This is a genomic window from Ruegeria sp. BHSB056 (assembly GCF_059613305.1).
The window spans coordinates 1-12,799 of the sequence record NZ_JBXWSG010000102.1; the positions used below are offsets into that span (position 1 = coordinate 1).

Below are 12,799 nucleotides of genomic sequence, written 5' to 3' on the forward strand. Positions count from 1 at the left end.
GGTTGCGCAGCTGGCCGGTTTACCCGCTTCTGTCGTCGAACGTGCCCGGGTGGTTCTGGACCAGCTTGAAAAAACCGAACGCGAAGGCGGCAAGCAAAAAGCGCTGATTGACGACCTGCCGCTGTTCTCGGCAGCCGCGCCGCCACCCCCGCCCACACCGAAAACCTCGCCGGTGACCGAGATGCTGGAGGGTGTCCTGCCCGACGAACTGACCCCGCGTGAGGCGCTGGATCTCATCTACAAACTGAAAGAGGCGGCCAGATCCTGACCGCCCTTCATCTTTTCAAAAATACTCTCGCCGAAGGCTTGGCTTTGAAAAGCCAATCAGCTTGCTGGCGTTGAAGAGACCCCGACCTGAGCCGGACGCAACAGGCGGTCGTGCAGCATGAATCCTTCGGCGGATACCTGAATAATGTCCCCTGCCCGTGTGCCCGGCACCGGGGCCTCGAACATTGCCTCATGCACATTCGGATCAAACCGGTCGCCAACCTCGGGTGTAATCACTTCGATCCCGTGCTTCTGGAAGACGTCCTTCAGGGCACGCATGGTCAGTTCGACGCCTTCCAGCAGTCCGGCGGCAACTTCTTTCTGCTCGTCGGTCGCGGCCTCAAGCGCGCGCTTCATGTTGTCGTATACAGGCAGCATATCGCGGGCCAGCTTAGAGCCGCCATACTGTTCGGCATCGCGGCGCGCTTTGTCGCCGCGTTTGCGCGCGTTCTCGGCGTCGGCAAGCGCGCGCATGAATTTGTCTTTATACGCATCCCGCTCAGCGCGCAGCTCGTCCAGCTCCAACGCCTCGTCGCTGATCTCAGCAAACTCCTCGGCCAGCTCTTCCGCTTCTGCCGCCATGATATCGTCCAGAAAATCTTCGTTCTTGGGCTCTGCCATCTCTTACCCTCTAGCTCCGGTCGGATATCAGCTTGCCGACCAGTTGCGCCGTATAATCCACGATCGGCACGATCCGTCCATAATTCAGACGCGTGGGCCCGATGACCCCGACCGCACCGATTATCTTTCGATCAGCGTTCATATATGGAGACACCACCAAAGAGGAACCCGAAAGTGAGAAAAGTTTGTTCTCAGACCCAATAAAAATGCGCACACCCTCGCCACCTTCCGTCAATTCGAGGAAATCCGCGATGTCGCGCTTGCGCTCCAGATCATCAAACAGGCTGCGAATACGCTCCAACTCTCCGGCCTGACCGGGTTCGTTCAACAGATTCGCCCGCCCCCGCACGATCAAACGCGCCGAGTCGGCTCCGTCTCCGTCCCAGGCCGCCAGCCCGCTTTCGACCAGCTCGCGCGCCAGCGCATCTATTTCCTGCTTGCGTGCCTGAATCTGTTTCTGCATCTGACGGCGCACTTCACTAAGTGTGCGCCCCTCAATAAGCGCATTCAGAAAATTCGCAGCCTCGCGCATCGAACTGGGCGTCTGGCCGGGCGGTGGTGTGAACAGGCGGTTTTCGACATGGCCGTCAGAAAAGACCAGCACCACCAAAGCCTTGTCATGCCCCAAAGAGACAAATTCGATATGTTTTATTTCGGCTTCATGCTTTGGCGTCAGAACCAGCGACGCACCTTGTGTCACGTGTGACAGAGCTGACCCGACCCGATCCAACATTCCGCCAACATCACCCGTGTTAGAGCCTAAAGTCTCTTCCAGTTTTTGCTTGTCGTCGACGCCTAGATCGCCAACCTCAAGCAAACCGTCCACGAACATCCGCAAACCTTGCTGCGTCGGTACCCGACCTGCGCTGATATGCGGGCTGTCCAGAAGACCCAGAAATTCCAGGTCCTGCATCACGTTTCGTACGGTTGCGGCGCTGACTTTTTCAGACAGGGTACGTGTCAGGGTGCGGCTTCCAACCGGCTCTCCGCTTTCCAGATAACTTTCAACGATCAGCCGGAACACCTCGCGTGACCGGTCATTCATCTCGTCCAGAATTTTGCTCGCTTCACTCATGCGTTTTCCCCTGCTGGTTCATCATTAAATAGCAGGCAAATGAAAGGTCAATCGGGGTTGCATCGTAACGCTGCGGGGCGGTATCCCCAACCCAGCAAACAAAGGATTTCCCATGCGACCCTCTGGAAGAGACTTAAGTGAAATGCGCGCCGTTTCAATTGAAACGGGGTTCACCAAACATGCCGAAGGTTCCTGCCTGATTAAGATGGGCGACACCCATGTGCTGTGCACCGCCACGATCGAAGATCGGGTACCCCCTTTCATCAAGGGTTCGGGGCTAGGCTGGGTCACCGCCGAATACGGTATGCTGCCCCGCGCCACCAATACCCGGATGCGGCGAGAAGCGGCGTCGGGCAAGCAGGGTGGCCGTACGGTGGAAATTCAGCGCCTGATCGGTCGCGCCTTGCGGGCCGGCGTCGACCGGGTTGCACTGGGCGAACGGCAGATCACCGTTGATTGCGATGTGATCCAGGCCGATGGCGGCACCCGCTGTGCCTCGATCACCGGCGGCTGGGTTGCGCTGCGATTGGCCGTCAACAAGCTGATGAAGGCAGGTGACGTGATTTCAGATCCGCTGGTTGATCCGGTCGCCGCCGTGTCCTGCGGGATCTATGCGGGCCAGCCTGTGCTGGACCTTGACTATCCGGAAGACAGCGAGGCCGGTGTCGACGGCAACTTTATCATGACCGGGTCAGGCAAACTGATCGAGGTTCAGATGAGTGCCGAAGGTTCTGTATTCAGCCGCGCCCAGATGGATCAGCTGATGGATCTGGCGGAAAAAGGCGTTGCCGAGCTGGCCGCAGCCCAGAAAGCTGCCACCGCATGACCCGTAAGTTTGACAGCGACAGGCTGTTGGTCGCGACCCACAACAAAGGCAAGCTTGAGGAGATGGCGCATCTCCTCGAACCTTTTGGCGTGACGGTTGTGGGTGCGGCGGACATGGACCTGCCCGAACCGGAAGAGACCGAGGACACCTTTGTCGGCAACGCCCGGATCAAGGCCCACGCCGCCGCAAAAGCCACCGGGCTGCCTGCCCTGTCAGACGATTCCGGAATCACCATCGACGCCCTGAATGGCGCGCCGGGTGTTTATACCGCTGATTGGGCCGAAACCGGCAACGGTCGCGACTTCCTGATGGCGATGACCCGCGCCCATACTGAGCTTGAGGCAAAGAACGCCCCCCATCCCCGCACAGCGCAATTCCGCAGCACGCTGGTGCTGGCCTGGCCGGATGGGCATGATGAGGTGTTTGAAGGCATTGCCCCCGGTCATCTGGTCTGGCCTATCCGCGGCGCAGGTGGATTCGGTTACGATCCGATGTTTGTTCCCGAAGGATACGACATTACCTTTGCCGAGATGGATCGCTGGGAAAAGAACAAGATCAGCCATCGCGGTCGCGCGGTTGAGAAGTTCGTGAAAGGCTGCTTTGGCGGATGATTGGCGCAGCGGGGGCTTTGGCCTGTACGTGCATTGGCCCTTTTGCGAGGCCAAATGCCCCTATTGCGACTTCAACAGCCATGTTTCCAGAAAAATTGATCAAAAACAATGGCTTGACGCCTATCTGAGCGAATTGCGGCGCTCGGCCGTCGAAACCCCGGATCGGGTGCTGAACACGATCTTTTTCGGTGGTGGAACCCCGTCGCTGATGGACTCGGAAACCGTTGCTGCCGTGATTGAAACCGCCCGCGCCCTGTGGCGGCCCGCCAATGACATGGAAATCACTCTCGAGGCCAATCCCGGTTCGGTCGAGGCCGGACGGTTCGCGGCCTATCGTGACGCAGGCGTCAACCGGATCTCGATGGGCGTGCAGGCGCTCAACGACGAAGACCTGCGCCGATTGGGGCGAATTCACACTGTGGCCGAGGCACGCGCCGCCTTTGACATCGCCCGTGATTGTTTTGAACGGGTGAGCTTTGACCTGATCTATGCCAGGCAACACCAAACGTTGGACGCTTGGTGGGCCGAGTTGAACGAAGCGCTGTCCATGGCCGTAGATCACCTGTCCCTGTATCAGCTGACAATCGAAGAAGGCACGGCTTTTGGCGATCGTTATGCTGTCGGAAAGCTGCGCGGCTTGCCTGAAGATGACAGTGCGGCCGACATGTACCTTGCAACACAAGAGATTTGCGAGAAACACGGCCTGCCCGCCTATGAGGTGTCCAATCACGCCCGCCCCGGTGCAGAGTCGCAGCACAATCTGGTCTATTGGCGTTACGGAGATTATGTCGGCATTGGTCCCGGTGCCCATGGGCGGATTACTGTGGATGGTCAAAAACACGCGACCGAGACCCATCTGAACCCGCAGCGTTGGCTTGACGCCGCTGCGAAGGGTAACGGAGAAAAGAAGCGCTATGTCCTTTCGCCCGAAGATCAGGCGAACGAATACCTTATGATGGGTATGAGGATTTCAGAAGGACTAGATATAGATAGGTGGGAGGCTCTGTCAGGCCGTCCACTTCCAGACGAAACCGTGGACCATCTGGTCGGCATTAATATGATCGAAAGTGATAACAACAGACTCAGAGCAACACCAGCGGGGCGCGCCGTGCTGAATGCTGTAATCCGGGAATTGATGGGCTGAATATGCAGTATCTTTGGGCGGGGCTGGGATTGCTTTGCGTTGCGATGGCCGCGATTGGGGTTGTTCTGCCTCTTCTTCCAACGGTTCCGTTTTTGTTGCTGGCAGCGTTTTTCTTTGCGCGATCCTCTTCTCGGTTGCACAACTGGCTTCTGTCGCACCGGATTTTCGGGCCAATGATACTGGATTGGCAAAGTTTGGGCGCAATACGTCCGGCCGCAAAAAAGGCAGCAACCTTATCGGTCGCCGCCGTTTTCGGAGTGTCTTTGCTCTTATCCGTTCCGCCCTTCGTGCTGACCCTTCAGGTCATTGTTCTGGGCGGCGTCCTGATATTTATCTGGACGCGCCCTAGCGGCTGAGCTTTGCACAGAGATCGTCAAGCTGATCCAGGTTTTCATATGTCAGAACAACCTGACCGGATTCCGTTCCCGCCTTGTGGTTGATTGAGACTTTCATGGCCAAAATAGCGGACAGGTCTTTTTCCAGCGCGCGCGTATCAGCATCTTTTCCGGCATCCAGATTTCTGGATCTGGGAGCAGGCTGTGTAGTGTCGCCCTGCTGTTGTTTCTTAACCAACGCCTCGGTCGCGCGCACAGACAGGCCATCCTTGACGATCTGCTTTGCCAATTCCGAGGGATTTTCCGCCGTAATCAGTGCACGCGCATGACCAGCCGACAATTTCCCTTCAATAACAAGAGTTTGCACGTCAAATGGTAGAGACAAAAGCCGCAACAGGTTCGCAATATGGCTGCGGCTTTTCCCCAATGCCTCGGCAAGCTTTTCCTGCGTGTGCCCAAAACGATCCATCAACTGCCTGTAGCCGGCGGCCTCTTCCACTGCGTTCAGATCAGCGCGCTGGATGTTTTCGATGATCGCAATTTCCAGTACCTCGGTATCATCGAACTCGCGCACAATCACCGGGATCTCGTGCAGCTGCGCCATCTGAGCCGCCCGCCACCGGCGTTCACCAGCGACGATCTCGTATTCCCCAGCCCCTGTTGGACGTACGATCAAAGGTTGGATAATACCTTTTTCCCGGACCGACGCGGCAAGCTCATCCAGTTGTTCGGGCTGGAACGTACGTCGCGGCTGATTTGGGTTTGCCTTCAGCTTTTCAATCGGAACTTTAAGGTCAGGTCTGCGGGCGTCAGATGATACCCGGTTGCCCGCCTCTGGATTAACGTCCGCCATGAGTGCGGATAATCCCCGGCCCAACCCTCTGGATTTCGCTTTCCTGGTGCTCATGTCGGCCTCCTCACCACCGCTCATGCTGCGGTCTTGTTGTTCTTATGCATAATCTCACGGGCCAGATGCCGATACGCCATCGCACCAAGTGATCCCGAGTCATACTGCAATACCGGCAGCGCATAGGATGGCGCCTCGCTGACCCGCACATTCCTGGGTATCTTCGTCTTAAAAACCATCTCGCCCAAATTGTCACGCGCATCCTTTTCGACCTGACGGGACAAGTTGTTGCGGTTGTCATACATGGTCAACACAACACCTTCGATTCTCAGGTCTGGATTAGCGGTTTGCCGGACCTCCCGAATTGTCAGCATCAATTGCGAAAGACCCTCCAGCGCAAAGAACTCACTTTGCAGCGGCACAAGGACAGAATGGGCGGCAACCATCGCATTTACCGTCAAGAGGTTAAGCGATGGCGGGCAATCTATCAGGATGAAATCCAGTTCAAACGCATCCACCGCCGTCTGACGCAGCGCGTCGTGCAGTAAATAGCTGCGTTTTTCGTTGGAAATCAGCTCGATATCCGCCGAGCTCAGGTCAACCGTTGCAGGGACAACCAGAAGGTTTTCAATCTCCGTCTCCTGAACCACTGCCTCCAAAGGCGCGTCGTCCAGGATGAGGTCATAAGTGGTCCAATCCCGATCTTCGACCCCTAATCCGGTGGATGCATTCCCCTGTGGATCGAGGTCAACCACCAATACCCTGCAACCAGCTTCGGCTAACCCTGCCGCCAAGTTGATTGCTGTGGTTGTTTTCCCTACTCCGCCCTTCTGATTGGCAACCGCTATTATCCGGGGTCCGGACGGTCGAGACAGATCAACCACGTGATACTCCTTTGATCTTAAGGATAACGGCTTGAGGTTCAGTTAAACTTGTAATGGCCTCAGCATCGAAATTCCATTCCTCACGCGCCTCTTCCAGCTCTTTTTTCCAGCTTGCACCTTTGGGCAACAGCGCGGTCCCATTTTCACCTAAATGCCTGTCACAAAATGATAACAGTGTACGCAGATCCGCCAGCGCACGCGCCGAAACGATGTTTGCGCCCAGGGGGTCAACCTCCTCGATCCGCTTGGAAATCACTTTACACGACACGCCACATTCACGGGCGACGTTACGAAGAAAAGCCGATTTTCTCTGGTCGCTCTCCACAAGAGAGAAACTGGCGGCCGGAACCTCCTCGGCAGCAATAATGGCGCACACCATTCCGGGGAACCCGCCGCCACTGCCAAGGTCCACCCAGGTGTCAAACGTTTCAGCGCATCGAAAAACCTGGACAGAATCCAGAATATGTCGGTCCCAGATGAATTCCAGACTATTGCGTGAAACAAGATTTATCCTGGGGTTCCAGCGGTTCACCAGATCAACATAGATTTTCAGACGCTCAAATGTTTCACGTGAAACATTCAAGCCATCAAACTTGGAATAATCGACCGTCATGCCTGGCGTGCTCGTTGATCCCGGCGCAATTTCGCCAGAACAAGGGTCAGGGCAGCCGGAGTAACGCCTTCGACACGGCTTGCTTGCGCTATGTTCGACGGCTTGGCCTGCGACAATTTTTGCTTCACCTCAGAAGACAGCCCGTCCAAGCCAAAATAGTCAAACTCACGTGGGATAACATAGGATTCATCCCGCTTCATGGCCTCAACATCGCGCTTTTGCCGATCGATATAGTTTGCGTAAAGCGCGTCGCGTTCGATTTGAAGCCGGATCGCCACGTCTACATCTTGTAGATCAGGTATCAGAGGGATCAAGTCTTCGAAGGATGTATCCGGAAATGCCAGAATCGCCATTCCATCTCGGCGGTTTCCATCCTGGTTGACGTTGATCCCGGCTGAAAGAACTTCCTTGGGTGTGTATGTGCGTGCGGTCAGCTTGGATTTCGCCGCATCAAGCTGGCTCATTTTCATTTCAAAATGCGTCTGACGCTTCTCTCCGACGCAGCCAAGTTCCAACCCAATCGGCGTCAACCGTTGATCGGCATTGTCTGCGCGCAAAGACAGACGGAATTCAGCTCTGGAGGTAAACATTCGATAGGGCTCTGCCACACCACGGGTCGTCAGGTCGTCTATCATCACGCCGATATAGCTGTCTGATCTAGTGAAAATGACCGGTTCGCGGCCCAGTACATCCAGCGCCGCATTGAGGCCGGCGACCATCCCTTGTGCCGCTGCCTCCTCATATCCTGTGGTTCCGTTGATCTGCCCTGCCAGATATAGTCCCGGAACGTCGGGTAGCGACAAGGACGCGGTTAAGATACGAGGGTCCACATAATCATATTCAATCGCATAGCCCGGTTGCAGAATATTCGCCTTTTCAAGCCCTTTGATCGACCGAACATATTCCAACTGCACGTCCTGAGGCAGTGACGTTGAAATACCGTTGGGATAAATCGTGTGGTCATTAACGCCTTCGGGCTCAAGGAAAACCTGATGCGAGTCCTTATCTGCAAAGCGCACAATCTTGTCTTCGATCGAAGGGCAGTATCTTGGGCCTATGCCATCGATATGGCCACCATACATCGCCGATTTTGAGAGGTTTGCTTCGATGATTTCATGCGTCTTTGCATTGGTGTGTGTAATACCACAGGAAATCTGAGGCGCGACAACCGATGTTGACAGGAAAGAAAACAAGGTCGGATCCTCATCCCCGTCCTGTCTTTCCAAGCCCGACCAGTCGATCGTTCGCCCATCCAGACGCGGCGGTGTGCCGGTTTTCAAGCGTCCCAGCGGAAGGTTATAGCTATCCAACCTCTCGGCTAGTTTTATTGACGGGCGATCTCCCATTCGCCCACCAGCCCGTGACACGTCGCCGATATGGATGACGCCGCGCAGGAAGGTTCCGGAGGTCAGAACAACGGCTTTGGCGTGAATTTCCGACCCATCTCCGAGCACGACACCGGCGACACGGTGTCCGTCCATCAGAAAGTCTACAACCTCCCCAACGATAACGGACAGGTTTTCCTGATTGCTGATTTCGTTTTGCATCGCCGCCCGATACAAGGCGCGATCTGCCTGCGTTCTGGGACCCTGAACAGCCGGACCTTTTCGCCGGTTCAGCAGTCGGAACTGGATACCAGCCTGGTCAGCGACACGGCCCATTACACCATCTAGCGCGTCAATCTCTCGTACCAGATGTCCCTTCCCCAACCCGCCGATGGCCGGGTTGCAGGACATGACACCGATATCGGTCGCGGATAAAGTCACCAAAGCGGTTCTCGCACCCATCCTAGCAGCGGCGTGCGCAGCCTCCGTACCGGCATGACCGGCCCCAACCACAATGACATCAAAGTTTGAATGTTTCACGTGAAACAATCCTTATTTTCCCAAACAAAAGCTGGAGAAGATTTCATCCAACAGTGTTTCGACATCTATTCTGCCAACCAGAGATTCAAGTGCCCGTATGGCGGTTCTTAACTCTTCCGCAGCGATATCATACAAGTCCGGGCCTGATTCCAGAACCGTGATCGCAGCAGCAAGTGAATCCGATGCCTTGTTCATCGCAGCACGATGGCGCTCACGCGTGGCTATACCATGTGTAGTGGTTCTATCGCTTAATACCCACGAAATCTGGTCGACAAGCGCATCAATCCCCTGCCCTGTCTTTCCCGAAACACCCTCAGTCGTACCTTCCCTCAGGTCTGCTTTAGGCAGAACATGGATATCGCCATCCTGCATGGCCACACCCAGATCTTCGGGTGCTTCGGCCAGAAAAACACGCAGGTCCGCCGAATCTGCCCGTTTTCGAGCCAGCTCGATCCCAAGATTTTCGACGTGATCTTCAGTATCCCGCAACCCGGCCGTATCCAGTAATGTCACGGGCAAGCCCGCCAAATCCATTCGAACCTCGATCACGTCCCGGGTTGTGCCTGCGTATTCCGAGGTAATCGCAGCCTCGCGCCCCGCAAGCGCGTTCAGCAGTGTTGATTTTCCTGCATTGGGAAGACCGACAATAGCCACTTCAAATCCGGTACGAATACGCTCGGCGATCCTCACCCCATCAGCTTCTCGACGAAGATCTTCCAGAACTCCGCTTGTCAAACTGCGGACTTCCGGTGTGACGTCGGTGGGAACGTCTTCATCAGCGAAATCTATGACAGCTTCCAGCAACGATGCCGCGCGGATCAAATCGCGCCGCCACCGCTCGGCCAGCGTGCCAAGCTCACCGGCCAGAATGGTTTGGGCCTGCTTACGCTGTGCCTCGGTTTCCGCGTCAATCAGGTCTGCCAGGCCTTCGACCTGTGTCAAATCCATCTTGCCATTTTCAAGGGCCCGGCGTGTGAACTCACCCGGGTCCGCCAGTCGCAACCCATCGGTGTTCGACAAACAGCGCAGAACCGCATTGACCGAAGCCGTGCTGCCGTGGATCTGAAGTTCTGCCACGTCCTCACCGGTGAAACTTGCCGGTGCCTGAAAGGTCAGAACCAGACCATCATCCAGTCGTGATCCATCTTGGTCCCGCAGAGTGCGCAAGACCATTCCACGTTTGGGCAGTTCCGCGCCGCTCAGACATGCGGCTGCGGAATGCGCTTCGGGGCCAGAGAGGCGAATGACCGCCACCCCTGCTTTGCCTTGCGCGCTGGCCAAGGCGAATATCGTATCCATTCGAAGGCCTCGCTGGGGTCTAAGACCTGTGTCAGGCGTTCATCGAATCGAAGAACTCACCATTTGTCTTCGTCTGTTTCAACTTCGACAACAGGAACTCGATTGCGTCGGTGGTGCCCATCGGATTGAGGATACGGCGCAGAACAAAGGTTTTGGCCAGATCGCCCTTTTCGACCAGTAGGTCCTCTTTCCGAGTACCCGATTTGAGGATGTCGATCGCCGGGAACACGCGTTTGTCTGCAATCTTACGGTCCAGAACGATTTCCGAGTTACCAGTACCTTTGAATTCTTCGAAGATTACCTCGTCCATCCGGCTGCCGGTATCGATCAGCGCGGTGGCGATAATGGTCAGCGATCCGCCCTCTTCGATATTCCGGGCCGCACCGAAGAAACGCTTGGGCCGCTGCAACGCATTCGCATCCACACCACCGGTCAGAACTTTACCCGAGGACGGAACAACGGTGTTAAACGCCCTACCAAGTCTTGTGATTGAGTCGAGAAGGATAACAACATCTCGTTTATGTTCGACCAAACGCTTGGCTTTTTCGATGACCATCTCCGACACGGCCACGTGACGCGTCGCGGGCTCATCGAAGGTTGACGACACAACCTCACCCTTAACCGAGCGCTGCATGTCGGTCACTTCTTCCGGGCGTTCGTCGATCAGCAGGACGATCAGGTAACACTCCGGGTGATTCTGTTCGATCGAATGCGCGATGTTCTGTAGGATAACGGTTTTACCGGTCCGCGGCGGTGCCACGATCAGTGAACGCTGACCTTTACCGATCGGCGCAACCAGATCGATCACGCGCGCCGACTTATCCTTGATGGTGGGGTCTTCGATTTCCATCTTCAGACGCTCATCCGGGTACAGAGGCGTCAGGTTATCGAACAGGATCTTGTGCTTGGCCTTTTCGGGATCTTCAAAGTTGATCATGGTGACTTTGGTCAGTGCGAAATAACGCTCATTCTCGTCCGGCGCCTTGATCTCACCCTCAACCGTGTCCCCGGTCCGCAATGAGTGCAGACGGATCATATCAGGCGAGACATAAATATCATCGGGACCCGGCAGATAGTTCGCCTCGGGCGAGCGCAGAAAGCCGAACCCGTCTTGTAGCACTTCCAGTACGCCATCACCGCCGACGGTCCAGCCATCATCGGCACGTTCGCGCAGAATCTGGAACATCATCTCGCCCTTACGCATGGTCGAGGCGTTTTCGATCTCCAGCTCTTCGGCCATTGCCAGAAGGTCTTTGGGACTTTTGGCTTTCAGGTCGGCCAGATTCAGGGATTCATTGGACATGATACATACCTTCACCGCTGAGAACGCGGCTTGAAGTGGAATTTCAGTACGGAAAATACGCCGCCCGGACGGGCGTGTTGTGATCTACATAAGCGCAGCGCCGTTCGGAGTCAAACAGGCGTTCAGAACTTCAGAATGACCGCCAGAACGATAGCTACCATCAGAATGGTCGGAACCTCGTTCATCATGCGATACTGCCGCCCAGTGAGCTTATTCTGGCCTGCCAGAAAATCCTTCCTTCGGGCCATAAGCCAATGGTGGAACCAGGTCATCGCGATCACGCCCGCGCCTTTTACCCAGGGCCATGCAAAATCCCATCCGACGATCCCCGGTGTGAACACCATGATCAGCCCGCATACCCAGGTTACAACCATCGCGGGGCGCATGATCACCCGCAGCAACTTGTCTTCCATTTCAAAGAAGATGTCTTGCGCGCCCTCTACAGCCTGCGCTTTTTCGACGTGATAGACAAACAGTCTGGGCAAATAGAACAAGCCCGCCATCCATGAGATCACGGCCATGATATGTAATGACTTCACCCACGGGTAAATCGTGAAAAGAAGGTCTGTCATGCCGGCTCCGAACGTTGTTCGGAACCCTCCCTAATAAAAAAATAAGAAAAGAAAAAGGATGATGGTTTTGTAGGGTGCCAGAAATCCGTGGATTACTTTTTTACCCTAGCGTTTTCCCCAGGGGGACAGAATATCTGAGATCGCCAGTGATTCTGTTGATAGTACGAAAAATTGTTATAAATCATTAATTTAAGATGGATCAGGTAAATCTGATCTGTGGATAACCCGATGGGTATCGCTGGATAGATCTGTTATCCCAAAAGTTGGAGTTATCCTTGTCCCGACAGGATGAGATTTGAGCGACTCGGGGATCTTTGCCACAGAATTCCCGGGGTTGCGTGTCAACCGGAAAACCATACAAAACACCCCAGAACTCTTATCGATTTGCACACGGGGTTTTCCACATGTCTGTCCCCATTCTTCTGGCTTCGGGATCTGTTATTCGCGCGCAATTGCTCAAGAACGCAGGTGTGCAGTTTGCAGTTCAAACGGCGCGCGTGGATGAGGAGGCGGTCAAACGGGCGTTGTTGGCGGAAA

Annotated in this window: 14 protein-coding genes and 1 pseudogene; 6 read left to right on the forward strand and 9 right to left on the reverse strand. The window is 55.4% G+C overall.

The features are described 5' to 3' along the window. A pseudogene (locus AC2FND_RS17700) lies at positions 1–268 on the forward strand (DNA mismatch repair protein MutS); the annotation flags it as partial. Between the two features lie 56 nt (positions 269–324). Here AC2FND_RS17700 and AC2FND_RS17705 read toward each other — a convergent pair. After that, entirely contained in the window at positions 325–888 is a 564-nt protein-coding gene (locus tag AC2FND_RS17705; RefSeq protein ID WP_209506889.1) for a nucleotide exchange factor GrpE, read from the reverse strand. Between the two features lie 10 nt (positions 889–898). Beyond that, positions 899–1,963: a heat-inducible transcriptional repressor HrcA gene (hrcA, locus tag AC2FND_RS17710; RefSeq protein ID WP_209506888.1), complete on the reverse strand. Its 1,065-nt coding sequence runs from the start codon at positions 1,961–1,963 to the stop codon at positions 899–901. 112 nt (positions 1,964–2,075) lie between these two features. Here hrcA and rph point away from each other — a divergent pair, with 112 nt between their 5' ends. The 4 genes from rph to AC2FND_RS17730 are packed head-to-tail and all read left to right on the forward strand — an operon-like array spanning position 2,076 to position 4,900. After that, positions 2,076–2,789, forward strand: coding sequence for a ribonuclease PH (gene rph / locus AC2FND_RS17715; protein ID WP_170326129.1), 714 nt, complete (start codon positions 2,076–2,078; stop codon positions 2,787–2,789). Further along, positions 2,786–3,400, forward strand: coding sequence for an RdgB/HAM1 family non-canonical purine NTP pyrophosphatase (gene rdgB / locus AC2FND_RS17720; protein WP_496771127.1), 615 nt, complete (start codon positions 2,786–2,788; stop codon positions 3,398–3,400). The genes rph and rdgB overlap by 4 nt, the downstream gene beginning before the upstream one ends. Next, a complete protein-coding gene (hemW, locus tag AC2FND_RS17725; RefSeq protein WP_496771128.1) occupies positions 3,390–4,544 on the forward strand; it encodes a radical SAM family heme chaperone HemW in 1,155 nt (384 codons plus the stop codon). Before rdgB ends, hemW begins: the two co-directional genes overlap by 11 nt. A gap of 2 nt (positions 4,545–4,546) precedes the next feature. Beyond that, a complete protein-coding gene (locus tag AC2FND_RS17730) occupies positions 4,547–4,900 on the forward strand; it encodes a YbaN family protein (RefSeq protein ID WP_496771129.1) in 354 nt (117 codons plus the stop codon). Here AC2FND_RS17730 and AC2FND_RS17735 read toward each other — a convergent pair. The 7 genes from AC2FND_RS17735 to AC2FND_RS17765 all read right to left on the reverse strand — a co-directional run bounded on the left by AC2FND_RS17735 (position 4,890) and on the right by AC2FND_RS17765 (position 12,262). Next, on the reverse strand, positions 4,890–5,786 hold the full coding sequence (locus AC2FND_RS17735; RefSeq protein ID WP_496771130.1) for a ParB/RepB/Spo0J family partition protein: 897 nt from the start codon (positions 5,784–5,786) through the stop codon (positions 4,890–4,892). The two genes, AC2FND_RS17730 and AC2FND_RS17735, sit on opposite strands and share 11 nt — an antisense overlap. Before the next feature lie 20 nt (positions 5,787–5,806). Further along, positions 5,807–6,610 (reverse strand): ParA family protein, encoded by an 804-nt coding sequence (locus tag AC2FND_RS17740; protein ID WP_209506882.1) that lies wholly within the window; start codon positions 6,608–6,610, stop codon positions 5,807–5,809. Then, positions 6,603–7,223, reverse strand: a complete 621-nt coding sequence (gene rsmG / locus AC2FND_RS17745) for a 16S rRNA (guanine(527)-N(7))-methyltransferase RsmG (protein ID WP_496771131.1) — start codon at positions 7,221–7,223, stop codon at positions 6,603–6,605. Before rsmG ends, AC2FND_RS17740 begins: the two co-directional genes overlap by 8 nt. Further along, positions 7,220–9,088 (reverse strand): tRNA uridine-5-carboxymethylaminomethyl(34) synthesis enzyme MnmG, encoded by a 1,869-nt coding sequence (gene mnmG / locus AC2FND_RS17750; RefSeq protein WP_496771132.1) that lies wholly within the window; start codon positions 9,086–9,088, stop codon positions 7,220–7,222. The genes rsmG and mnmG overlap by 4 nt, the downstream gene beginning before the upstream one ends. 12 nt (positions 9,089–9,100) lie before the next feature. After that, positions 9,101–10,387, reverse strand: coding sequence for a tRNA uridine-5-carboxymethylaminomethyl(34) synthesis GTPase MnmE (gene mnmE / locus AC2FND_RS17755; RefSeq protein ID WP_209598994.1), 1,287 nt, complete (start codon positions 10,385–10,387; stop codon positions 9,101–9,103). A 31-nt stretch (positions 10,388–10,418) separates the two neighbouring features. Beyond that, a complete protein-coding gene (gene rho, locus AC2FND_RS17760) occupies positions 10,419–11,690 on the reverse strand; it encodes a transcription termination factor Rho (protein ID WP_209506878.1) in 1,272 nt (423 codons plus the stop codon). A 122-nt stretch (positions 11,691–11,812) separates the two neighbouring features. After that, on the reverse strand, positions 11,813–12,262 hold the full coding sequence (locus AC2FND_RS17765; protein WP_209506877.1) for a CopD family protein: 450 nt from the start codon (positions 12,260–12,262) through the stop codon (positions 11,813–11,815). A 404-nt stretch (positions 12,263–12,666) separates the two neighbouring features. Between AC2FND_RS17765 and AC2FND_RS17770 the strand changes: the two genes are divergently transcribed. After that, a partial coding sequence (locus AC2FND_RS17770; protein ID WP_496771133.1) for a Maf family protein occupies positions 12,667–12,799 on the forward strand: 133 nt, incomplete at its 3' end.

Coding starts and splice junctions, on each gene's coding strand:
- rdgB (WP_496771127.1), top strand. CDS start 2,786: ATGACCCGTAAGTTTGACAGCGACAGGCTGTTGGTCGCGACCCACAAC.
- hrcA (WP_209506888.1), bottom strand. CDS start 1,963: ATGAGTGAAGCGAGCAAAATTCTGGACGAGATGAATGACCGGTCACGC.
- AC2FND_RS17765 (WP_209506877.1), bottom strand. CDS start 12,262: ATGACAGACCTTCTTTTCACGATTTACCCGTGGGTGAAGTCATTACAT.
- AC2FND_RS17735 (WP_496771130.1), bottom strand. CDS start 5,786: ATGAGCACCAGGAAAGCGAAATCCAGAGGGTTGGGCCGGGGATTATCC.
- rph (WP_170326129.1), top strand. CDS start 2,076: ATGCGACCCTCTGGAAGAGACTTAAGTGAAATGCGCGCCGTTTCAATT.
- rho (WP_209506878.1), bottom strand. CDS start 11,690: ATGTCCAATGAATCCCTGAATCTGGCCGACCTGAAAGCCAAAAGTCCC.
- AC2FND_RS17705 (WP_209506889.1), bottom strand. CDS start 888: ATGGCAGAGCCCAAGAACGAAGATTTTCTGGACGATATCATGGCGGCA.
- rsmG (WP_496771131.1), bottom strand. CDS start 7,223: ATGACGGTCGATTATTCCAAGTTTGATGGCTTGAATGTTTCACGTGAA.
- AC2FND_RS17730 (WP_496771129.1), top strand. CDS start 4,547: ATGCAGTATCTTTGGGCGGGGCTGGGATTGCTTTGCGTTGCGATGGCC.
- mnmE (WP_209598994.1), bottom strand. CDS start 10,387: ATGGATACGATATTCGCCTTGGCCAGCGCGCAAGGCAAAGCAGGGGTG.